The sequence below is a fragment of the Pseudomonas sp. GW821-FHT01A09 genome (assembly GCF_058986725.1).
In genome coordinates this window covers 1-21,071 of the sequence record NZ_JBYSWB010000021.1, presented here as the reverse complement: position 1 = coordinate 21,071, position 21,071 = coordinate 1, and the positions used below count along the sequence as shown (strand labels likewise).

Below are 21,071 nucleotides of genomic sequence, written 5' to 3'. Positions count from 1 at the left end.
TTGTTTTTATCTGGCGATTTTTGCCGGATCGGTTTGGTAGTCCGGTGTCACACCGTTATCATCGGCCCATCGTTTTGGGGGTGTGACAGATGCTGAATGGCCTATGGCTCGGGTTTTTCCTGGTGGCGGCGGTTTCCGGCCTCGCGCAGTGGCTGGTCGCCGGTAACGCGGGGGTATTCGCCGCCATGGTCGAGAGCATTTTCGCCATGGCCAAGTTGTCGGTGGATGTCATGGTGCTGCTGTTCGGCACGCTGACGCTGTGGCTCGGCTTTCTGAAAATCGCCGAGAAGGCCGGCATCGTCGATTGGTTGGCCAAGGTGCTGGGGCCGTTGTTCGCGCGGCTGATGCCCGAGGTGCCGCCTGGGCATCCGGCGCTCGGCCTGATTACCCTCAACTTCGCCGCCAACGGTCTGGGCCTGGACAATGCCGCCACGCCCATCGGCCTCAAGGCCATGCGCGCGTTGCAGGACCTCAATCCGCTGCCGGACACGGCCAGCAATGCGCAGATCCTGTTTCTGGTGCTCAACGCTTCGTCGCTGACGCTGCTGCCTGTGACCATTTTCATGTACCGCGCCCAGCAAGGCGCGCCGGACCCGACCTTGGTGTTCCTGCCGATCCTGTTGGCCACCAGCGCGTCGACCCTGGTGGGGCTGCTGTCGGTCGCGGTCATGCAACGGTTGCGCCTGTGGGACCCGGTGGTCCTCGCCTATCTGATCCCCGGCGCCTTGCTGCTGGGCGCGTTCATGGCGTTGCTGGCCGGGCTGTCGGCGGCGGCGCTGGCCAGTCTGTCGTCGATCCTCGGCAATCTGACGCTGTTCGGTCTGATCGTTCTGTTCTTGTTGATCGGTGCGCTGAAGAAGGTGCCGGTGTACGAAACCTTCGTCGAAGGCGCCAAGGAAGGCTTCGACGTGGCGAAGAATCTGCTGCCCTACCTGGTTGCCATGCTCTGCGCCGTCGGCGTGCTGCGTGCGTCGGGCGCGCTGGGCTTCGTGCTCGAGGGGATTCGCCATGCCGTGGAATGGATCGGCCTCGACGGGCGTTTCGTCGACGCACTGCCGACCGCGCTGGTGAAGCCGTTTTCCGGCAGCGCGGCGCGGGCGATGTTGATCGAGACCATGCAGAGCAAGGGCGTCGACAGCTTTCCGGCCTTGGTGGCGGCGACGATCCAGGGCAGCACCGAGACGACGTTCTACGTGCTGGCGGTGTACTTCGGCGCCGTGGGCATCAAGCGCGCGCGGCACGCGGTGGGGTGTGCGCTGCTGGCGGAATTCTCCGGCGTGGTGGCGGCGATTGCGGTGTGCTACTGGTTCTTCGGGGCGACTGCGGCTTGAGGGTGGCTGGGCAGGCCTCTTCGCAGGCAAGCCTTGCTTCCACAGGGTTTAACCGATCCTGCGTCGTGCATTTGTGGGAGCTGGGCTTGCCCGCGAAGAGGCCGTCAGCTGTTGCGAAAATCATGACCCTGCGGCTTTATCCGCATCCGCCACGACCTTGAACCGCAACACGCCGATCACCTGGCCGTCCTCGGTCATGACCCGCACTTGCCAGTTACCTACCGGGTCGCCGGGGAAGTTCTGCTTGTGGGTCCAGGCGCGGTAGCCTTCCTTGCGCCCGCCGTGGATGTCCAAGGCGATCCGGTCCATCTCCTTACCGTTCAACTTCCACACGTGATAGATGCGCTCGTCCAGCCCACGCGGCGCGTTGATGGCGGTATAAGCGAACAGCCCACCACTGCGCACCTGGCTGGCGGTGACTTCCTGCAGGTCTTCGCCTGGGGTGCGGTTCTCGCCGTCGAGGCTGTCGGTGATGGCGTTTTCAGTCATCCACAAGGTGGCCGGCGGCACCCAAGAACGCAGCAGCCAACCGCCGCCGCCGACCGCCAGGGTCACGGCCACCAGTGCTACACCACGCCGCCAATGGGTGATCGGAAAGCTCACCGCCAGGCTGGGGAACGACAACAGCATGGCGGTGCCCAGGGCCAGCTTGAAGCTCTCGGCGGTGGTCAGGTGGAGGATGATCGGCAGCGCTGTGAGCATTGCCGCGAACAGCGTCAGGGTGTGCATGGCCATGAACAGCCAGCGCCGCGGCGCCACCCATTTGTAGTAGAGCGGATCTATGATCGACACCAGCCCGGCTGCGGTTAGCAGCCCGGTGAAAATCGCCTGGCCGCTGTTCCAGGTGGTAGTGATGTAAAAGAACGGCAGGACGAAGAACAGGCTTTCCTGGTGGATCATCTGCGTGGCATAGCGCAGCAGGTGCGGCGGTATTTCGCGTTTGAACACCCGGGTGAACAGCTGGGTGAAGGCGTTCTCGAACATCAGCCACAACCAGGTCAGCAGCATCACCACGGCGACCCAGCTGGCCAGGCCGGCCTGGCGATCGACCATGATGAAGCTGCCCACCCCGGAGATGAAACCGCCAATGGCGATGACACCGGGGTAGCGCTTTATGAGTTCGATCAGGCGCAGGATAAAAAGCGGCATGGGCAGTGGCAGCCTTGGTCTAAACAGCAAATGTTACAGGATACTTCAGTCGATCGTGATTTCTTCCCTGTGGTGAGGGGGCTTGCTCCCGATACGATGTATCAGCCACACAAGCGTTGGCTGACAGACCGTATCGGGAGCAAGCCCCCTCGCCACACGGATGATGCGTCATTGTTTGGACCGACGCCGCAGCAGCCATGCCACGCCGATCAGCAAGCCAAGTACCACCACTGCGGCGACCACCATCAACCGATCCAGCTCGTCGTAACTCAACAACGGCTTCTCCACCCGCACATACGGCGGCTCGGCCAGCAGCGCCTTCAGCGCCTTGTTGGCATCCTCCAGCGTGACCTTGCGCAACCCCACTACCGGGTTGGAGAAATGGCCATCGGCGTAATCGCCCAGCGCGCCCCAGTAATAATCCGCCAGCCCGCTGTCGCCCTGGATCGCCCAGGCCTGCTGGTCGATCGCTACCTGTTTGAGGCGCTCGAAGGTCGCCGCGTCCATGCCATCGCGGCGCAACTGGGCCATGCGCTGGGTCAGCAATTGCTCGGCGGTGTCGATGTCACCGCGCTCGAGGTCGGCATTCAGGCTGGTCAAACCGGTATCGCCAAAGGCGTCACGCTGGCTGCTCGGCCCATAGGACAGGCCGTGGGCCAGGCGCAGGTCCTGATACAAGGTCCAATCCAGATAACGCTGCACCAGATCGAAGGCCTGATCCGGGACGTCGTCCAGGGTCGGCTCCACGTAATACCAATGCAGCCGGGCGCTGTCGCCCAGCCAGCCCTGCACGATGGTGCGGCGCTGTTCGGCGTGGCCCAGGGTCAGGGTCGAGTCCGGGTGCTGGGTAGGGTCGATGGCCTTGAGCTCACCCCAGGCGCGTTCCAGATAGGCCGGCAGTAGGCGATCAAGCTGGCCGACCATGATCAGGGACATGTTGTTGGGGGCGTACCACTCCTTGCGCACGGCATTGACCTGATTCAGCGTCAGCGCCTCTACCGAAGGCCGCTCCTTGCATTTGAGCCCCAGCTCGATGGCCAGTTGGTCGCTGGCACCGTGGCCGAAATCCTGATGGTCGAGCCAGGTCTGCAGGTGCGAGGAGTGGCCGCCGTCTTCCCGGGTGACGATGGCCTTGGCGGTGTCGAGGGCCTGCTGATCGATGCGGGTCTGGGTGAGCGCGGCGAGCAGCAGGTCGAGCACCTTGCGCTGGTTGCGCGCGGGCGCTTCGATCACGTAGGTGGTGTCGGTGTCGCCGGTGAAGGCGTTCCACTCGCCGCCCAGCGCCTGCATGCGCTCTTCGAGGCCGCCTTCACCGCGGGCGTCGAGGCCGCTGAACATCAGGTGTTCGAGCAAATGGGGGAGTTCTTGATCGGCGCAGCTGAAGTCGTCGAACCCTACCCCGACCACCAGGCGGATCGCCACATGGCCAGGCTCGCTGCCGGGCTTGAGCACCAGCTGCAAGCCGTTGGGGAGCAGATAGCCTTCGACCTGGTAGCGGTCGGCAGCGGATGCGCAGGTGATCTGGGTAAGGCCAAACAGTGCAACGAGCAACAACAGACAACGCATGGGGCGAGTTTCCTTGCGGGAACCTGATGAGTCCGCGCGCCAGGCGGATGGGTCTGAGTGAACAGACTTCGCGGTCCCCCGGATGTTCAAGTGCTTTCGTCATTTCGAAGCGCTTTGTCAGGTCGCTTCGCGGGCCTCGACACTGGCTTCGACCGCTGCTTCAGTGGCTTCCTCGACCTCGGTTTCGGACATCAACGAACCCGTTTCGGACGTGCCAAGCACCGCATAGGCGCTGCTGCAGAACAGCGAATTGAGGCGCTTCATGTCGGCGATCAGCTCCAGGTGCAGCGAGCTGGTCTCGATGCTCTGCACCACCTTGCGCTGCAGACGGCTGACATGGGAATGCGCCAGGCGCCGTTCCTGGGCGCGGAAGCGGCGTTTTTCCCGCAGTAGCTGGCGAGCGCTTTCCGGGTCGCTGGTCAGGAACACCGTCAGGCCCAGGCGCAGATTGGCCATCAACTGGCTGTGCAGGCCGGTGAGTTCCTCCAGGCCGACATCGGAGAACGAGCGCCGCTGGGATGTCTTCTGCTGCTGTACTTTGCGCAGCATGCGTTCGATCAGGTCGGCACTGAGCTTGAGGTTGAGGGTCAGCTCGATGATTTCGGCCCAGCGCCGGCTGTCGTGCTCGCCGAGGTCTTCACGGGGCATTTGCGCCAGATACAGCTTGATCGCCACGTACAGTGCTTCGGCGTCATCGCCCAGGGTGCGGACCTCTTGGGTCACGGCGGTCTGGGTGCCGCGCAGGACGTTGAGCATCGATGCCAGCATGCTGTCGATCAGGTCGCCCATGCGCAGGGTTTCGCGTACGGCGTTGGCCAGGGCCAGGCTGGGCGTATCCAGCGCGGCCGGGTCGAGGTGGCGCGGCGCGCGCTGGCCGTTGGCTTCGGCGCGCTTGGGCAGAATATTGGCGCACAGCCTGGCCATAGGCCCCACGGTCGGCAGCATGATCAGGCAGCGGATGGAGTTATAGAGCACATGAAAGCTGATCACCATGGTCTGGGCATCGTAGTCGAGGCTGTCCATCCAGTGCACCAGCGGGCTCAGCACCGGGATGATCAGCACCAGGCCGATCAACTTGTACAGCAGGCTGCCCAGCGCAACCTGACGGCCCGCGGTGTTCTGCATGTTGGTGGAGATGAACGCCAGCAGGCCGCTGCCGATGTTGGCGCCGATCACCAGGCCGATGGCCACCGGCAGGCTGATCACCCCGGATTCGGCCAGGGTGGCGGTCAGCAGCACGGCCGCCAGGCTGGAGTAGGAAATCATCGCGAACAGTGCGCCGATCAAGGCGTCGAGCAGGATGTCGCCGGTCAGCGAAGCGAACAGAACCTTCACACCCTGGGCATGGGTGATGGGCGCAGCGGCTTCGACGATCAACTGCAAGGCGAGGATGATCAGCCCGAGGCCGATGCCGACGCGGCCCATCTGGCCCAGGGGCGTCTGCTTGCGCGACAGAAAGAAGATCACCCCGAGGAAAATCAACAGCGGCGACAGCCAGGACAGGTCGAATGTCAGCACCCGCGACATGATCGCGGTACCGACGTCAGCGCCGAGCATGATCGCCAGCGCCGGCGTCAACGCCATCAGCCCCTGGCCGACGAATGAGGTGGTGAGCATTGCCGTGGCGTTACTGCTTTGCACCACCGCGGTCACCAGGATGCCGGCGATGAACGCCAGTGGGCGCTTGGACATGTTCTGGCTAAGCAGGCGGCGCAAGGCTGTGCCGTAAACCCGCAGGATGCCGGTACGAACGATGTGTGTGCCCCAGATGAGCAACGTTACTGCAGAAAGTAGATTGAGCAGGGTCAGCATTGACGACGGCCCCCTGTTGGCTACCCGTTACGGGCTGATTCGAATAGACACCTGGTTAAGCTTTAGTCCGCTTCCAGGCCGTGCGCCAGCATGGCACAGCGAATGAGAACTTTGAAACAAAACTGTCATATTTTTCATGACCCTGCGTATTGCATACCCCCTCGCTACAGAGATGCAGCAAATCAATCGGCCTTTTTCTTCTTCGCGTGGCTGGTGCGCATCTTGATGTTGATCGCCTCCACTGCCAGCGAGAAAGCCATCGCGAAGTAAACGTAGCCTTTGGGCACGTGAACATCGAAGGATTCGGCAATCAGCACGGTTCCGACCACCAGCAGGAAGGAAAGTGCCAGCATTTTGAGTGATGGATGTTTCTCGATGAAGTCACTGATGGTCCCGGCGCACAGCATCATCACCAGCACCGCGACCACGATGGCGGCGATCATCACCGGTACGTGGGACACCATGCCCACCGCGGTAATCACCGAATCCAGCGAGAAGACGATGTCGATGATTGCGATCTGTACGATGGTGTAGAGGAAGTTGCCGCCCTTGCCGCTCGGGGTGCCGTCGCCCTCCTCCTCGCCTTCCATGCCTTGATAGATTTCCTGGGAGCTCTTCCAGATCAGGAACAGGCCGCCGAAGAACAGGATCAGATCGCGCCCGGAAATGCCCTGGCCGAAGATCACGAACAGGTCCGCGGTCAGGCGCATCACCCAGGTGATCGACAGCAGCAGGAGGATCCGCGTGACCATGGCAAGCGCCAGCCCGAACAGGCGCGTGCGCTTCTGCATGTGCTTGGGCATGCGGCTGACCAGGATCGAGATCATGATGATGTTGTCGATCCCCAGCACGATCTCGAGGGCGGTCAGGGTAAAAAAGGCAACCCAGATTTCCGGGTTGGTCAGCCATTCCATGTTGGTTCCTTTACTGCGTTAAGTGCGTGATAGAAGTTATAGACTGCCGACGACCGGGAATACACCCATCGCCAGCGCGCCGAGCATGATCACCAGGCACACCAGCACCGCCCACTTGAGGGTAAAGCGCTGATGATCGCCGAATTCGATACCCGCCAATGCCACCAGCAGGTAGGTCGAGGGCACCAGCGGGCTGAGCAAGTGCACCGGCTGGCCGACGATCGAGGCGCGGGCCATTTCCACCGGGCTGATGCCGTAATGTGCGGCGGCCTCGGCCAGCACCGGCAGCACGCCGTAGTAAAAGGCGTCGTTGGACATGAAGAAGGTGAACGGCATGCTCACCAACGCAGTGATCACCGCCAGGTAAGGCCCCAGCGCATCCGGGATCACTGCCAGCAGACTTTTCGACATGGCATCGACCATGCCGGTGCCGGACAGGATGCCGGTGAAGATACCCGCCGCGAAGATCAGCCCGACCACGGCCAGAACGCTACCGGCATGGGCGGCGATGCGCTCCTTCTGATGCTCCAGATTCGGGTAGTTGACGATCATGGCGATGCTGAAGGCGATCATGAACAGCACCGGCAGCGGCAGCAGGCCCTTGATCAGGGCAATCATCAGCACCAGGGTGAGCAAACCGTTGAACCAGATCAGCTTGGGCCGGCGCGCTTCGGGGAACTGCGACACGCTGATTTCACTGTGGTCGACTTCATCGCCGGGCAGGTGCAGTTCGCCCAGCCGCGCACGTTCGCGCTTGCCGTAGAAATAGGCGATGGCCAGCAAGGCGATCACGCCGCAGGCCATGGCCGGAATCATCGGCACGAAGATATCCGACGGGTCGACGTGCAGCGCGCTGGCGGCGCGGGCGGTCGGGCCACCCCAGGGCGTCATGTTCATGATCCCGCCAGCTAGAATGATCAGCCCCGCCATGATCCGCGGGCTCATGCCGATGCGGCTGTACAGCGGCAGCAGCGCGGCGCAGCAGATCATGTAGGTGGTGGCGCCGTCGCCGTCCAGCGATACCACCAACGCCAGTACGGCAGTGCCCACCGAGACCTTCAGCGGATCGCCCTTGACCAGCTTGAGGATCTTGCGCACGGCCGGGTCGAACAATCCCGAGTCGATCATCAGGGCGAAGTAGAGAATGGCGAACATCAGCATGACGCCCGTGGGCGCGAGTTTGCTGATGCCGTCGAGCATCATCGGGCCGATTTTCGGCGCGAAGCCACCGAACAGCGCGAACAGAATGGGGACGATGATCAAGGCGATCAGCGCGGACAGGCGCTTGGTCATGATCAGGAACATGAAAGCGATGACCATGGCAAAGCCAAGGAAAGTCAGCATGGGGATACTCCAGGCGTAGCGCGGCTAGGGAAGGACGAACCGGGATGGGGTCAGTACTGGGCGGCGGGGGCTGGAAGTATCGGAGGCGCGGCGAAGGCGGTAGTGCACGTCATTCAGGATCACCAATTGTTGTTGTCATAGGGCTGCACGCGGGCGTGCGAACCAGCCGGTCTGATGCCGGGGTTTGGGTGATGTTAAGGGGTGAAGCTTTCAGGGAGCTTTCGCGCAGGGGAATGGTGGTGACTTGGTTTTGTGTGTTGCCTGTGCCGGCCCCTTCGCGGGCAAGCCCTGCTCCCACAGTCCAGCAGTGCCCGAGGCTTACTCCTGTGGGAGCAGGGCTTGCCCGCGAAGGGGCCGGACCTGCTGGCGCCGCTACAGCTCCAGACCGCCAGCAGCCTTGTGCAGCGCCCGCAGATGCTCGCCGATCTGCTTGAGGTTGTCCTCGTTGGCAGTCAGTTCGGCCTGGCGCTCCGGGGTCAGCAGCTTGCGCACTTCCTTGTCGAGGTCGTCGCTCAGGCTTAACAGCTGCGCCTGGCGTTGCTTGCTCTCGGATTGCAGGCGTTGCATCTCCGGCCCTTGCGGCAGGCCATAGCCATCGGCGCCCAGCAGCTCGGCCGGGCGGCTGAGGAAGCCGCTGTTGGCGAGGATCTTTTGTAGCGTCTTGTTGGCGCTGTCCATACCGCCATTCTTGAGGTCACGGGCGCCGAGGTACTTCTGTTTGACCTCCTCCTGGGCCAGCAACAACTGGCGTCGGTAGCTCGCCTGCTCGAGCAGCAGCAACGCGGCGCTGGTGCGCAGGTCGGCCTTGGCGAACCAGGCACGGCGCTGCGCGGCGGATTGCTCGAGCCAGCTCTCGACCGTGGTCTGGGGAATGTTCAGATGTTGTTTGAGCACCTTGAACATGGCGTCGTAGCGATCCCGATAAGAGTCGAACCGATAGCCGCGACGCAACGCCTCCTTGGGATCGTCGAGCACACTGCCATCGGCCATGCCACGGCCTTCGAGCACCTGCAGCAAACCGTTGGGGACGATGCTGTCGAGGTCGCCGAGCTTGGGGTTGCCGGTACCGCTGCGCAGCAGCTTGAGGTTTTCCACCGCGCAGTTGTTGGAGACGAAGTAGTAACTGCCGTCGTAGCTCCAGTGCATCTCGGCGGCGTGACGCACCAGGGATTCGATTTCGCTGCGGTTCAGCTTCAGCGGTACCGAAGCCAGGCTGCGCAGTTCGGTCTTGGTGTATTCGTCGATCACCTGGGACAGCGGCAGCACGAACAGCCGCGATGGGTACTGGCCCATCAGCCCGCCCCAGGTGGACAACTGCACGTCGTTGACGAACGCCCGGTACGACAGCACCAGGCTTTGGTCCAGATCGAGGCGACAGTCCGGCCCGCGCGGGCGCCCGGGTGCGCAGATCACCAGGCGCAGCATGCTGTGGCCCCAGCGGCTGACCCAGTTCTGATTGGCTTCGGCCAGCAGGTAGTCGACCTCATAAACCCGCTCGGGGTCGATATGGCCCAGCGGCTCCTTGGCGAAGTCACTGCCGGCATTGAGGTACGGCAGGCTTTGCTCGCAGGCGGCCTGATGGGCCGGCGCCCAGCCGAAGTGATCGCGCAGGTATTCGAACAGCGCCGGGCGGCGGCAGGCGTAGCTCGGGTCGAGGAGGAAGTACTCCATGTTGACCGCGATGAATTCCTTGGGGCTGCTGATCTCGTAGAGATCCGGGCTGCGGGCGACCTGATGGTTCTGGATTTCCCGCTCGCCACGGCGGCCCACGTATTGCGGCCAGCCGGCCAGGTCGAGGAGGCGCGGATCGTCGCTCAGCGTAAAGCGTCGGGCGGTTTCGCCGCGGCATTCACCAGGCAGCCCGACATCGCCGAGGCTGGCGCTGCGGCGCCCACAGCGGCTGATCAACAGGCGCTGATTGGGTGCCCACAGACGTGCCCGATCATAGATGTGCGTGAGTTCGTGCAGCACCGTGGCCAGCAGTTCTGCGCGCACGGTGCCGTGGGGCCGGCCGGTCTGCTCGGTGGCGGCAGTGCCGTCGGTGAGGCTGGCCAGCTGGCGAATATTCAGGTCGAGGCTGGACACCGGCGAGGCCTGTCCGTAGGCGTCGTCGGGCATGTGGTCGGTCCAGCCGACCGTGATGCGTCTATCCAGGCGTTCGATGAAGCTCGGCGGCAACGCGTGCATGGCATCGTCGAGCAGGGTCTGGGTGGCCTGCACCTGTGCCGGCGTCAGGCCCTGAGTCTCAAGATCAAGCTGCAGGGCGGCGACGGCGGTATGACACGACAGCAGGAGGGTGCAGGCCGTCAACCAGGCCCATAGGCGCCTCACAGCGCGAGGATGGCTTCGGCGAGGTCCTGGTCGCTGGCGTTGCGGGCTTCGGGCACGGCGTTGCGCAAGGTCACGAAGGCGGCTTCGAGCTGGGCGCCACGGATGTCGCCATTGCTGCCGACGTAGCTGGCGGCATCGTCCTTGGCTTCACGGACGATTTTCGAATCGCGGATCGAGGTGGTGGTATCGGAGGTGAAGTTAACACTGCGGCGCGAAGCATTGACGACGATGTTGCTGGTGGCGACGAGGGTGTGCGCTTGGGCCATGTCGGCCACGCACAGCAGGCCTAGAGTGACGGCGATCAGCGAGTTACGCATTGAGGTGCTCCGGATACAGATTTAAGAAAGTGGCTATTGGACGAGAATTGCCTGCGCCAGTTCAAGGTCGCTCGCATGAAGTTTTGCACGCCGTGCACGCAGGTAGTCCAGAGCCGACTCCAATTGTACTCCGCGCACCTCGCCATCGGTGGCGACAAATGCAGCCGCATCGTCGCGGGCCCGCAGGACGATCTTGCGATCGAACGGCGCGGTGGTCACCTGGCTGGTGGCGTAGCCGGTCATGACCACACTCTGAGTCGTGGTATCGAAGGCCATGGCCGTGGAGTTCCAGGCGCACAGCAGGCATAGCGGGAGCAGATAACGCATGAGTCTCGGAATGTAGTTGAGGTCGATACAGGCTAGCGTAAAGCGCGGTTTGAGGGCCAGCGCTCGGTAGGATATGGCAAAACATTCATGTAGCGAGGGGGCTTGCCCCCGAAATCGTCGTATCACCACAGGTGTGCGGTGCTGTTGCGATTTTCGGGGGCAAGCCCCCTCGCTACAGGGTGGACTCAGATCGCCAGGATCGCCTGGGCCAACTGCGCATCGCTGGCCTTCAACTGAGGCTGTTGGGCGCGGATATAGGCTAGGGCGCTTTCCAGTTGCACGCCGCGGATGTCACCTTGCGAGGCAACGAAGCTGGCGGCGTCTTCGCGGGCTTCACGGACGATCTTCTTGTCGCGCAGCGATGAGGACAGATCCGTGGTGGTATCCGATGACGCTTTCAGGCCACGCACGATGGAATCGGTAGTGACGACAAAGCTGGACGCGCTGGCTGCCAGGGGCAATGCCAGCAGCAGGGCAACGCCGAGCAGACGGGAACGGATCATGGTGGTTCTCCTGGATCGATGGCGATATGAGCCAGCACTGCGCTGGGCAGCTCTGGCATCGCTCTATTAGAGCCGTTGCCGCAAGTCAATGCCAGTACCCGCAGGTAGATAGCCAGGAATAACCTCGAACTGTATCTATTGTTAAAAGCAGTTAACAAAACTGTAGTGGTAGCGTTTCGTCCGACGGACTATCGCTAAGGCGTTAACATGCAACACCATTTTCAGCAGGCGAAAAAAAACCGCCTGCGAATTCGCGCGGCGGTTCTTTTGGAATTTGGGTGCTGGTGAGGGACGCTCGGTCCTGGGCCAGCGGGTGTTGCTTAACGCCAGAAAGGCTTGCTCAGCTCTTCGGAACGTTGTGCTTCGCTGATACCGGCGTCGGCCAGCAGACGAGCATCCAGACGGGCCAATTGGTGGCGGCTGGCGATACGGCGCTGCCACAGCATCAGGTTGGCGAGTACGCGCAGAGGTGCAGAAGTCGAAGCGGTTGCAGTGCTGGATTTGAAGAGCAGGTCGGAACTAACGGTGCGTTCCATGGTGTACGTCCTTCCGCTTGTGGCGGGATCAGTCAGTGGTTTGTATGGAGCTAATGATCCTCCTGCGCAGGCGTTCTCCCAAGGCACAGTTCAACTGTATTGTGAGAGCTCAGTTAACTGTTTTAAGGGACTGTTTTGATCGAAAATGAAGCAACTGTATGGGTCTGCACCGAAAAAGTGCCTTCCAAGTGAATTCAGCTGTTTTTTGATCGATAAACAGGTAGAAAATACCGGTACAGTAGTACAGTTTGTAATTATCGGCATGGGAAAAATGACGGACTGATACAGATGCGCTCAATCAGTCCGCCAAGTGTTCGATCAGCTCGCCAGCATCCGCCCGGTTTCTTCCAGATTGATGTGCCAGGCCAGTGCGTCACGCAGGATATGCGGGGTATGACCTCCGACCTCGCAAGCCTTGCTGAAGTATTCGTTCAGCGGCTGGCGGAAATCTGGATGCACACAGTTGTCGATGATCACCCGTGCACGCTCCCGTGGTGCCAAACCACGCAGATCGGCGAGACCCTGCTCGGTGACGAGGATGTCGACATCGTGCTCGGTATGGTCGACGTGGCTGACCATAGGCACCACGCTGGAAATGGCGCCGCCCTTGGCGATCGACTTGGTGACGAAGATCGCCAGGTGCGCGTTGCGGGCGAAATCCCCCGAGCCGCCGATGCCATTCATCATGCGTGTGCCGCACACGTGAGTGGAATTGACGTTCCCGTACAGATCGAATTCCAGCGCAGTGTTGATGCCGATGATCCCCAGGCGGCGGATCACCTCCGGATGGTTGGAGATCTCCTGCGGGCGCAGCACCAGGCGAGATTTGTAGCGATTGAAGTCAGCGAAGACTTCTTCATGCTTGCGCGCCGACAAAGTCATGGAGCTGCCTGAGGCGAAGGCCAGCTTGCCAGCGTCGAACAGGTCGAAGGTGGAGTCCTGCAGCACTTCGGAATACATGGTCATGCCACTGAACGGCGAGTCGATCAAGCCGTGCATCACGGCGTTGGCAATGGTGCCGATGCCCGCCTGCAGCGGCATCAGGCTGTTGGTCAGGCGGTTTTCGCGCACTTCGTTCTTGAAAAACTCCACAAGGTGGCTGGCGATTGACTGGGTCTCGGCGTCCGGAGGCAACACGGTGGAGGGTGAATCAGGCTGATTGCTGATGACGATGCCGACGATCTTTGCCGGGTCGATCTGCACCGCGGTATTGCCGATGCGCGTGTCGGCCTTGAGCACCGGGATCGGCAGGCGCGTCGGGCGATAGCTGGGGATATAAATGTCGTGCAGGCCTTCGAGCTCCAGCGGTTGCGACAGGTTGATCTCGACGATCACCTGTTTGGCGAGGATGGCGAAGCTCGCGGAGTTGCCCACCGAGGTGCTGAGCACCAGGTGGCCTTCCTCGGTGATGGCGACGCACTCTATCACCGCCAGGTCGACGGCCTTGATCTGCCGATTGCGCAGCTGCTCGACGGTGTCCGACAGGTGCTGGTCGATGAACATCACGCTGCCGTCGTTGATGGCCTTGCGCAAGGTGCTGTCGACCTGGAACGGCATGCGCCGAGCCAGCACGCCGGCTTCGGTCAGCTGCTTGTCGAGGTCGTTGCCCAGGCTGGCGCCGGTCATCAGGCTGATCTTCAACGGCGTCACGCGCGCGCGCTCGGCCAGTGCGGTGGGCACGGCCTTGGCTTCGCCGGCGCGGGTGAAACCGCTCATGCCGACAGTCATGCCGTCTTCTATTAACGCAGCAGCTTGTGCCGCAGTCATGACCTTGCTGTGCAAGGAGTCCAGGCGGATACGATCACGGTGCATGATTATTGTCTCGGCTTCACGGGGCAAAGTGCGCAGTCTATTGAAAGCAGAGCGCCGTGGCGCCGCGACCATGGTCGAAGTTGGAGGCTCTATTGCGGGTAGTTGCGGTAAAACACCATTGCCTCTAATGCAAAAAAGCCCCGTGGGGGGGCTTCTTGATCGGGGGCAAGCCCCCTCGCTACGTGGACGCTGTAGGGAGGGGCTTGCCGCTGAAAAGCGTTATTCCACAGCCTTGACCATATCCTCGATGACCTTTTTAGCGTCACCGAATACCATCATAGTCTTGTCCAGGTAGAAGAGTTCGTTGTCCAGACCGGCATAGCCGCTGGCCATCGAGCGCTTGTTGACGATGATGGTCTTGGCCTTGAAAGCTTCCAGAATCGGCATGCCGGCGATCGGCGACTTGGGATCGTTCTTCGCCGCCGGGTTGACCACGTCGTTGGCGCCCAGCACCAGCACCACGTCGGCCTGGCCAAACTCGGAGTTGATGTCGTCCATCTCGAACACCTGGTCGTAAGGCACTTCAGCCTCGGCCAGCAGTACGTTCATGTGACCGGGCATGCGGCCCGCCACGGGGTGGATGGCGTACTTTACGGTCACACCGGCGTGGGTCAGCTTCTCGGTCAGTTCCTTCAGCGCGTGCTGGGCACGGGCCACCGCCAGGCCGTAACCCGGGACGATGATCACGGTGTCGGCGTTGGTCAGCAGGAAGGTGGCGTCGTCAGCCGAACCGGATTTCACCGGGCGCGCTTCCTTGGCACCCGCTGGGCCCGCATCCGCCACTGCGCCGAAACCGCCGCCGATGACGTTGAAGAACGAGCGGTTCATGGCCTTGCACATGATGTACGAGAGGATCGCGCCGCTCGAGCCCACCAGGGAGCCGGCGATGATCAGCATCGAGTTGTTCAGGGAGAAACCGATACCGGCCGCCGCCCAGCCCGAGTAGCTGTTGAGCATCGACACCACCACCGGCATGTCGGCGCCGCCGATCGGGATGATCAGCAGCACGCCCAGCACGAACGCCAGGGCCAGCATGATGGCGAAGGCCAGGTAGCTGCCGGTGAACATGAAAGTCAGGCCGAAAAACAGCGCGCCCAGGCCGATTACCAGATTCAGCTTGTGCTGGCCGGGAAACTGTACCGGTGCGCCCTGGAACAGGCGGAACTTGTACTTGCCGGACAGTTTGCCGAAGGCGATGACCGAGCCCGAGAAGGTAATGGCGCCGATGGCCGCACCGAGGAACAGCTCCAGGCGATTGCCAGTCGGGATGGCGTCGCCCAGTTGCGCGACGATACCCAGGGATTGCGGTTCGACCACGGCGGCGATGGCAATGAAGACCGCTGCCAGGCCGATCATGCTGTGCATGAACGCGACCAGTTCGGGCATCTTGGTCATCTCGACGCGCTTGGCCATGATCGAGCCCACGGTGCCGCCGACCAGCAGGCCGACGATCACGTAGCCGATGCCGGCGGTGGCGATCTCGCTGCCCAATTTGTAGATCAGGCCGACGGTGGTCAGCACGGCCAGGGTCATGCCAAGCATGCCGAACAGGTTGCCGCGCCGGGATGTGGTCGGGTGCGACAGACCTTTAAGGGCCTGGATAAAACAGATCGAAGCGATCAGATAAAGGATGGTTACCAGATTCATGCTCATTATTTGGCAGCCTCATCCTTCGCTTTTGGAGCTTTCTTCTTGAACATTTCCAGCATGCGGCGCGTGACCAGAAAGCCACCGAACACATTGACTGCGGCCAATGCCACGGCCAGGGTGCCCATGGTCTTGCCCAGCGGCGTGACGGTCAGGGCGGCGGCCAGCATGGCGCCGACGATGACGATCGCGGAAATCGCGTTGGTCACCGCCATCAGCGGGGTGTGCAGCGCGGGGGTGACGTTCCAGACCACGTGGTAGCCGACGTAGATCGCCAGCACGAATATGATCAGGTTGTAGACGCCGTGAGAAATCAGCATGTCTTCCATTATTTTTATCCTCAGCCGTTCTTGCGGACGATCGATCCGTCGCGGCACATCAGGCACGCGGCGACGATGTCGTCTTCGAGGTTGATCGTAAGCGTGCCTTCCTTGTCGAACAGCAGCTTGGTGAAGTCCAGCAGGTTGCGGGCGTACAGCGCCGAGGCGTCGGCACCCACCTGCGCCGGCAGATTGGTCGGCCCGACGATGGTCACACCGTTATGCACCACGACCTGGTCGGCCACGGTCAGCGGGCAATTGCCGCCTTGCAGCGCGGCGAGGTCGATGACCACCGAGCCCGGCTTCATCTCGGCGACCGTCTCGGCACTCAACAGCGTCGGTGCGCGGCGGCCCGGGATCAACGCGGTGGTGATCACGATGTCGGCCTGCTTGGCGCGTTCGTGTACCGCTTGAGCCTGGCGCTGCATCCAGCTGGCGGGCATCGGCCGCGCATAACCGCCGACACCCACGGCGCATTCGCGCTCCTCGTCGGTTTCGTACGGCACGTCGAGAAACTTCGCACCCAATGACTCGATCTGCTCCTTCACCGCCGGACGCACGTCCGAGGCCTCGATCACCGCACCCAGGCGCTTGGCCGTGGCAATGGCTTGCAGGCCGGCGACACCGGCACCAAGGATCAGCACGCGCGCGGCCTTCACGGTACCAGCGGCGGTCATCAGCATCGGCATGAAGCGCGGGTAGTGATGGGCAGCCAGCAGCACGGCCTTGTAACCGGCGATGTTGGCTTGTGACGACAATACATCGAGGCTCTGCGCGCGGGAGGTCCGCGGGGCGGCTTCGAGGGCGAAGGCGGTAATGCCGCGCTCGGCCATCCTGGCAATGGTCTCGTTGTTGAACGGGTTGAGCATGCCCACCAGCACGGTGCCGGGCGGCATCAAGGCAAGCTCGTTGTCGTAGGGAGCGTTGACCTTGAACACCAAATGCGCTGCAAACGCATCGGCAGCGCTGCCAATGGTTGCGCCAGCGGCTTCATAGGCGCTGTCGGTAACGCTGGCAAGCATGCCGGCGCCGCTCTGGACGGTGACCTTGTGCCCCTGGCCGATCAGTTTCTTGATGGTTTCAGGGGTGGCGGCCACCCGTGTCTCGCCCGTCTGTGTTTCGAGAGGAACACCAATGTGCACGTCGTTTCTCCGTGATCTTTTTAGAGTACCCAGCGCGCTACTGTTGTTATGACGCAGCAAGGTGGCGACTGGGGGCGGCGGATCAGCACCAACCCGCCGGAAGATGGCGGGGCGCGGCATTTTGCAGGGCTTCCCGAGGCGCTTTCAACAGCATATGTAAGGGGAATAGATTTTTACTACATATTTGGCTGTGGTGCTTTGACGCACTATAGGCGCTTGGAGCCTTTCATTACGGGGCTTGCAGCCAATATCCGGCGCTAAATAATATTTTTTCGGCATTACCCAAAGTGCGGCAGAAAGTCGCGGTGTAAATCCCTGCAGGCCGCGGGGTTCAAGGCCTTGGCGCCGGTTTTTGTGTGCAGCAATACAGATGTCTTAATGGCGTCAAATAGTTATATCTGTAGGTAATTCATGGGTATAACTACATCAATCCAGCTCTGGTTCTGCTGGGCGTAGCGACGTGATTCGGCGGTCAGCCAGTCCTGAAAAGCTCTTAGCGAGGCGGATTCGACCTTTCGCTCAGGGATCATCAGGTGATAGGCCTTGCTGCTGGTCAGCGCGTGCGCGTTACAGACCTTGAGCCTGCCCTCCTCCAGTTCGCGTCTGATCAGAAACGGCGGGATCAGCGCTACACCCATGTCATGCATGGCGGCCTGGGCCAGCATCGAGAACAGTTCATAACGTGGGCCGGTCATGTCGCGGGAGACATTCATGCCCAGAGAGCCGAACCATTGGCGCCAGGCATAGGGCCGCGTGCTCTGCTGCAGCAATGGCATGCGTGCCAGGGTCTCGGCGCTCAGGCTGGGCTGGTTGGCCAGGGTGGCCGGGCTGCATACCGGCACCGGCGCTTCCGTCATCAAGGGGTGGGCCTGGGTACCGGACCAATCGCCGTCGCCAAAATAGATAGCGGCATCGAAATCGGTATCGGCGAACAGAAACGGTCGCGTGCGGTTGGTGAGGTTGACGGTGATGTCCGGGTGCAGCGCCTGAAAATGCTTGAGCCGGGGCAGCAGCCATTGGGTGCCGAAGGTTGGCACCACCGCAACTTCGAGGACATTGCTGCCCTGCTGGCCCATGACCGACAAGGTGTCGCGCTCCACGGCGTCCAGTTGGGTAGCGACGCGGCGGCTATAGGACAGGCCTGCCTCGGTCAGCTTCACGCCTCTGCGCGAGCGGCGAAAAAGCTCGACGCTGAGGAATTCCTCCAGGCTCGCGATCTGCCGGCACACCGCGCCTTGGGTCAGGGACAGCTCCAGCGACGCCTTGGTGAAGCTCTCATGGCGTGCGGCAGCCTCGAAACACACCAGTGCCGTGGTGCTGGGGATTTTGCGGCGCATGTACCTATACCTCACTACAGCTGTGGCTGACTGGGCTTTATTGGCGTTATGGAGTGAGAAATTAGCACAACGCCATGCGGATTCCTCGTTTGCTCAGGGAGACGAGGGCGCCTAGGCTCGTTGCATAACTCCAACGACTCGAGGGTGCACACATGACCGGCAAGGCAAGCTTCAACTGGATCGATCCACTGCTGCTCGACCAACAACTTTCCGATGAGGAGCGCATGGTGCGCAGCAGTGCCGAGCAGTTCGCCAACGACAAGCTGGCGCCGCGGGTCCTGGAAGCCTTCCGCCATGAGCGGACCGATCCGGCGATCTTCCGCGAAATGGGCGACGTCGGCCTGCTGGGTGCGACCATCCCCGAGCAATACGGCGGCAGCGGCCTCAACTATGTGTGCTATGGCCTGATTGCCCGTGAGGTGGAGCGAGTGGACTCTGGCTACCGCTCGATGATGAGCGTGCAGTCGTCCCTGGTGATGGTGCCGATCAACGAGTTCGGCACCGAGGGGCAAAAACAGAAGTACCTGCCCAAGCTGGCGTCCGGCGAGTGGATCGGCTGCTTTGGTCTGACCGAGCCCGACCACGGCTCCGATCCGGGCAATATGGTCACCCGTGCACGCAAGGTCGACGGCGGATATCGCCTGAGCGGCGCCAAGATGTGGATCACCAACAGCCCGATCGCCGATGTGTTTGTGGTGTGGGCCAAGGATGATGCCGGCGATATTCGTGGCTTCGTGCTGGAGAAAGGCTGGGCTGGGCTCAGTGCCCCGGCGATTCATGGCAAGGTCGGGCTGCGGGCTTCGATCACCGGTGAGATCGTCATGGACAACGTGTTCGTCCCTGAAGAGAACATCTTCCCCGATGTGCGTGGGCTCAAAGGACCTTTCACCTGCCTCAACTCTGCCCGTTACGGTATTTCCTGGGGCGCGCTCGGGGCGGCCGAGTTCTGCTGGCACACGGCGCGCCAGTACACCCTCGATCGCAAGCAATTCGGGCGGCCTCTGGCGGCCACGCAGCTGATCCAGAAGAAGCTCGCCGACATGCAGACCGAGATCACCCTCGCCTTGCAGGGTTGCCTGCGGCTGGGGCGCATGAAGGATGAAGGCACCGCCGCGGTGGAGATCACCTCGATCATGAAGCGCAACTCCTGCGGCAAGTCATTGGAGATTGCCCGCATGGCGCGGGACATGCTCGGCGGCAACGGGATTAGCGACGAGTTCGGCGTCGCCCGCCACTTGGTCAACCTTGAGGTAGTCAATACCTATGAGGGCACCCATGACGTCCACGCGCTGATCCTCGGGCGTGCGCAAACCGGTTTGCAGGCGTTCTATTAATAGAGGGGCGAACCATGGGCGCGCTATCGCATGTGCGGGTGCTGGATTTGTCCCGAGTACTGGCGGGGCCGTGGGCCGGGCAGATCCTCGCCGACCTGGGTGCCGACGTGATCAAGGTAGAGCGCCCGGGCAAGGGTGATGATACCCGTGCCTGGGGGCCGCCCTTCCTCAAGGATACCGAGGGCGGCGATACCAGTGAGGCGGCGTATTACCTGTCGGCCAATCGCAACAAGCAGTCGGTGACCATCGATTTCACCCGGGCTGAAGGCCAGCAACTGGTGCGCGAGCTGGTGGCGCAGTCGGACATATTGATCGAGAACTTCAAGGTCGGCGGGCTGGCGGCCTATGGGCTCGATTACACAGCGCTGAGGGCGATCAACCCGCGGCTCATCTATTGCTCCATCACCGGCTTCGGCCAGACCGGGCCCTATGCTGCACGAGCGGGCTACGACTTCATGATCCAAGGGCTTGGCGGGCTGATGAGCCTGACGGGTCGATCCGAGGCCGAGCAAGGTGCCGGTCCGGTGAAAGTCGGTGTGGCACTGACGGATATCCTGACCGGGCTATATTCCACGGTCGCGGTGCTGGCCGCCCTCGCCCATCGCGATCTGCATGGCGTGGGCCAGCACATCGATATGGCCCTTCTGGATGTGCAGGTCGCGTGCCTGGCGAATCAGGCCATGAACTACCTGACCACAGGGGTAGCGCCACGGCGACTGGGCAATGCCCATCCGAATATCGTGCCCTATCAGGACTTTCCGACGGCTGATGGCGACTTCATCCTCACGGTGGGTAACGACAGCCAGTTTCGGCGCTTCGCTTCGGTGGCCGGGCAGCCGCAGTGGGCGGACGATCCGCGCTTCGCCACCAATGCGGCCCGGGTAGCCAATCGGGCGCTGCTGATACCGCTGATACGCCAGGCCACGGTGTTCAAGACCACGGCGCAATGGGTGGAGGTGCTGGAGCAAGCGGGTGTGCCCTGTGGGCCGATCAATGATCTGGCCCAGGTTTTTGCCGATCCGCAGGTGCTGGCCCGTGAGTTGGCGATCACCCTGCCCCACGCGCTGGCGGGAGGCGTTCCCCAGGTGGCCAGTCCGCTGCGGTTGTCCGAGACACCGGTGGAATACCGGCGGGCGCCGCCGTTGCTGGGCGAGCATACCGAGGCGGTGCTGGCACGGTTGCTGGGGATGTCTACGGCGCAGGTGGCGCAATTACATGCGGCGGGAGTGGTGTAGTGCTCATCTATATAAAGGGAGCGACGCGTTTTGACCTATATGACAGTTTTTTGAAATTAACGGTTGACGCGGGTTTGAATCTCTCTATAATTCGCCCCACTTCCGGCGCAGTCG

18 protein-coding genes are annotated in these 21,071 nt (G+C 62.0%); 3 read left to right on the top strand and 15 right to left on the bottom strand.

Annotated elements, in window-relative coordinates:
• Positions 1 to 89: 89 nt before the first annotated feature.
• Complete coding sequence (locus AC3WJP_RS21065) at positions 90 to 1,331, top strand: nucleoside recognition domain-containing protein (protein WP_493723549.1); 1,242 nt, start codon at positions 90 to 92, stop codon at positions 1,329 to 1,331.
• Positions 1,332 to 1,451: 120 nt separating this feature from the next.
• Here AC3WJP_RS21065 and AC3WJP_RS21060 read toward each other — a convergent pair whose 3' ends face one another.
• The 15 genes from AC3WJP_RS21060 to AC3WJP_RS20990 all read right to left on the bottom strand — a co-directional run bounded on the left by AC3WJP_RS21060 (position 1,452) and on the right by AC3WJP_RS20990 (position 18,388).
• Positions 1,452 to 2,480 (bottom strand): DUF5924 family protein, encoded by a 1,029-nt coding sequence (locus AC3WJP_RS21060; RefSeq protein WP_493723550.1) that lies wholly within the window; start codon positions 2,478 to 2,480, stop codon positions 1,452 to 1,454.
• Between the two features lie 168 nt (positions 2,481 to 2,648).
• A complete protein-coding gene (locus AC3WJP_RS21055; RefSeq protein WP_493723551.1) occupies positions 2,649 to 4,046 on the bottom strand; it encodes a M16 family metallopeptidase in 1,398 nt (465 codons plus the stop codon).
• A gap of 117 nt (positions 4,047 to 4,163) precedes the next feature.
• Positions 4,164 to 5,858, bottom strand: a complete 1,695-nt coding sequence (locus AC3WJP_RS21050; RefSeq protein ID WP_493723552.1) for a Na/Pi cotransporter family protein — start codon at positions 5,856 to 5,858, stop codon at positions 4,164 to 4,166.
• A gap of 182 nt (positions 5,859 to 6,040) precedes the next feature.
• On the bottom strand, positions 6,041 to 6,772 hold the full coding sequence (locus tag AC3WJP_RS21045; protein ID WP_493723553.1) for a TerC family protein: 732 nt from the start codon (positions 6,770 to 6,772) through the stop codon (positions 6,041 to 6,043).
• A 36-nt stretch (positions 6,773 to 6,808) separates the two neighbouring features.
• The gene (locus AC3WJP_RS21040) at positions 6,809 to 8,116 is read right to left on the bottom strand and encodes a CitMHS family transporter (protein WP_493723554.1); all 1,308 of its coding nucleotides are present in this window, start codon (positions 8,114 to 8,116) and stop codon (positions 6,809 to 6,811) included.
• A 372-nt stretch (positions 8,117 to 8,488) separates the two neighbouring features.
• Positions 8,489 to 10,447, bottom strand: a complete 1,959-nt coding sequence (locus AC3WJP_RS21035) for a DUF7844 domain-containing protein (RefSeq protein WP_493723555.1) — start codon at positions 10,445 to 10,447, stop codon at positions 8,489 to 8,491.
• Positions 10,444 to 10,764: a DUF2388 domain-containing protein gene (locus tag AC3WJP_RS21030; protein ID WP_493723556.1), complete on the bottom strand. Its 321-nt coding sequence runs from the start codon at positions 10,762 to 10,764 to the stop codon at positions 10,444 to 10,446. Before AC3WJP_RS21030 ends, AC3WJP_RS21035 begins: the two co-directional genes overlap by 4 nt.
• Positions 10,765 to 10,797: 33 nt before the next feature.
• Positions 10,798 to 11,091 (bottom strand): DUF2388 domain-containing protein, encoded by a 294-nt coding sequence (locus AC3WJP_RS21025; RefSeq protein WP_493723557.1) that lies wholly within the window; start codon positions 11,089 to 11,091, stop codon positions 10,798 to 10,800.
• Positions 11,092 to 11,276: 185 nt separating this feature from the next.
• On the bottom strand, positions 11,277 to 11,594 hold the full coding sequence (locus AC3WJP_RS21020; RefSeq protein WP_493723558.1) for a DUF2388 domain-containing protein: 318 nt from the start codon (positions 11,592 to 11,594) through the stop codon (positions 11,277 to 11,279).
• Positions 11,595 to 11,914: 320 nt separating this feature from the next.
• Entirely contained in the window at positions 11,915 to 12,130 is a 216-nt protein-coding gene (locus AC3WJP_RS21015; protein WP_493723559.1) for a DUF1127 domain-containing protein, read from the bottom strand.
• Between the two features lie 318 nt (positions 12,131 to 12,448).
• The gene (gene scpC, locus AC3WJP_RS21010) at positions 12,449 to 13,942 is read right to left on the bottom strand and encodes a succinyl-CoA:acetate CoA-transferase ScpC (protein WP_493723560.1); all 1,494 of its coding nucleotides are present in this window, start codon (positions 13,940 to 13,942) and stop codon (positions 12,449 to 12,451) included.
• 219 nt (positions 13,943 to 14,161) lie between these two features.
• On the bottom strand, positions 14,162 to 15,595 hold the full coding sequence (locus AC3WJP_RS21005; protein ID WP_493723561.1) for an NAD(P)(+) transhydrogenase (Re/Si-specific) subunit beta: 1,434 nt from the start codon (positions 15,593 to 15,595) through the stop codon (positions 14,162 to 14,164).
• On the bottom strand, positions 15,595 to 15,918 hold the full coding sequence (locus tag AC3WJP_RS21000) for an NAD(P) transhydrogenase subunit alpha part 2 (RefSeq protein ID WP_493723562.1): 324 nt from the start codon (positions 15,916 to 15,918) through the stop codon (positions 15,595 to 15,597). The genes AC3WJP_RS21005 and AC3WJP_RS21000 overlap by 1 nt, the downstream gene beginning before the upstream one ends.
• Before the next feature lie 11 nt (positions 15,919 to 15,929).
• Complete coding sequence (locus tag AC3WJP_RS20995; protein ID WP_493723563.1) at positions 15,930 to 17,051, bottom strand: Re/Si-specific NAD(P)(+) transhydrogenase subunit alpha; 1,122 nt, start codon at positions 17,049 to 17,051, stop codon at positions 15,930 to 15,932.
• 392 nt (positions 17,052 to 17,443) lie between these two features.
• Positions 17,444 to 18,388: a LysR family transcriptional regulator gene (locus tag AC3WJP_RS20990; protein ID WP_493723564.1), complete on the bottom strand. Its 945-nt coding sequence runs from the start codon at positions 18,386 to 18,388 to the stop codon at positions 17,444 to 17,446.
• A gap of 152 nt (positions 18,389 to 18,540) precedes the next feature.
• Between AC3WJP_RS20990 and AC3WJP_RS20985 the strand changes: the two genes are divergently transcribed.
• Together AC3WJP_RS20985 and AC3WJP_RS20980 are read left to right on the top strand one after the other, a co-directional pair.
• Entirely contained in the window at positions 18,541 to 19,722 is a 1,182-nt protein-coding gene (locus tag AC3WJP_RS20985) for an acyl-CoA dehydrogenase (protein WP_493723565.1), read from the top strand.
• Between the two features lie 14 nt (positions 19,723 to 19,736).
• Positions 19,737 to 20,957, top strand: coding sequence for a CaiB/BaiF CoA transferase family protein (locus AC3WJP_RS20980; RefSeq protein WP_493723566.1), 1,221 nt, complete (start codon positions 19,737 to 19,739; stop codon positions 20,955 to 20,957).
• Positions 20,958 to 21,071: the final 114 nt, after the last annotated feature.

Coding starts and splice junctions, on each gene's coding strand:
- scpC (WP_493723560.1), bottom strand. CDS start 13,942: ATGCACCGTGATCGTATCCGCCTGGACTCCTTGCACAGCAAGGTCATG.
- AC3WJP_RS21015 (WP_493723559.1), bottom strand. CDS start 12,130: ATGGAACGCACCGTTAGTTCCGACCTGCTCTTCAAATCCAGCACTGCA.
- AC3WJP_RS20990 (WP_493723564.1), bottom strand. CDS start 18,388: ATGCGCCGCAAAATCCCCAGCACCACGGCACTGGTGTGTTTCGAGGCT.
- AC3WJP_RS21065 (WP_493723549.1), top strand. CDS start 90: ATGCTGAATGGCCTATGGCTCGGGTTTTTCCTGGTGGCGGCGGTTTCC.
- AC3WJP_RS21050 (WP_493723552.1), bottom strand. CDS start 5,858: ATGCTGACCCTGCTCAATCTACTTTCTGCAGTAACGTTGCTCATCTGG.
- AC3WJP_RS21005 (WP_493723561.1), bottom strand. CDS start 15,595: ATGAGCATGAATCTGGTAACCATCCTTTATCTGATCGCTTCGATCTGT.
- AC3WJP_RS21000 (WP_493723562.1), bottom strand. CDS start 15,918: ATGGAAGACATGCTGATTTCTCACGGCGTCTACAACCTGATCATATTC.
- AC3WJP_RS21030 (WP_493723556.1), bottom strand. CDS start 10,764: ATGCGTAACTCGCTGATCGCCGTCACTCTAGGCCTGCTGTGCGTGGCC.
- AC3WJP_RS21055 (WP_493723551.1), bottom strand. CDS start 4,046: ATGCGTTGTCTGTTGTTGCTCGTTGCACTGTTTGGCCTTACCCAGATC.
- AC3WJP_RS21060 (WP_493723550.1), bottom strand. CDS start 2,480: ATGCCGCTTTTTATCCTGCGCCTGATCGAACTCATAAAGCGCTACCCC.
- AC3WJP_RS21040 (WP_493723554.1), bottom strand. CDS start 8,116: ATGCTGACTTTCCTTGGCTTTGCCATGGTCATCGCTTTCATGTTCCTG.
- AC3WJP_RS21045 (WP_493723553.1), bottom strand. CDS start 6,772: ATGGAATGGCTGACCAACCCGGAAATCTGGGTTGCCTTTTTTACCCTG.
- AC3WJP_RS21020 (WP_493723558.1), bottom strand. CDS start 11,594: ATGATCCGTTCCCGTCTGCTCGGCGTTGCCCTGCTGCTGGCATTGCCC.
- AC3WJP_RS20985 (WP_493723565.1), top strand. CDS start 18,541: ATGACCGGCAAGGCAAGCTTCAACTGGATCGATCCACTGCTGCTCGAC.
- AC3WJP_RS21025 (WP_493723557.1), bottom strand. CDS start 11,091: ATGCGTTATCTGCTCCCGCTATGCCTGCTGTGCGCCTGGAACTCCACG.
- AC3WJP_RS20980 (WP_493723566.1), top strand. CDS start 19,737: ATGGGCGCGCTATCGCATGTGCGGGTGCTGGATTTGTCCCGAGTACTG.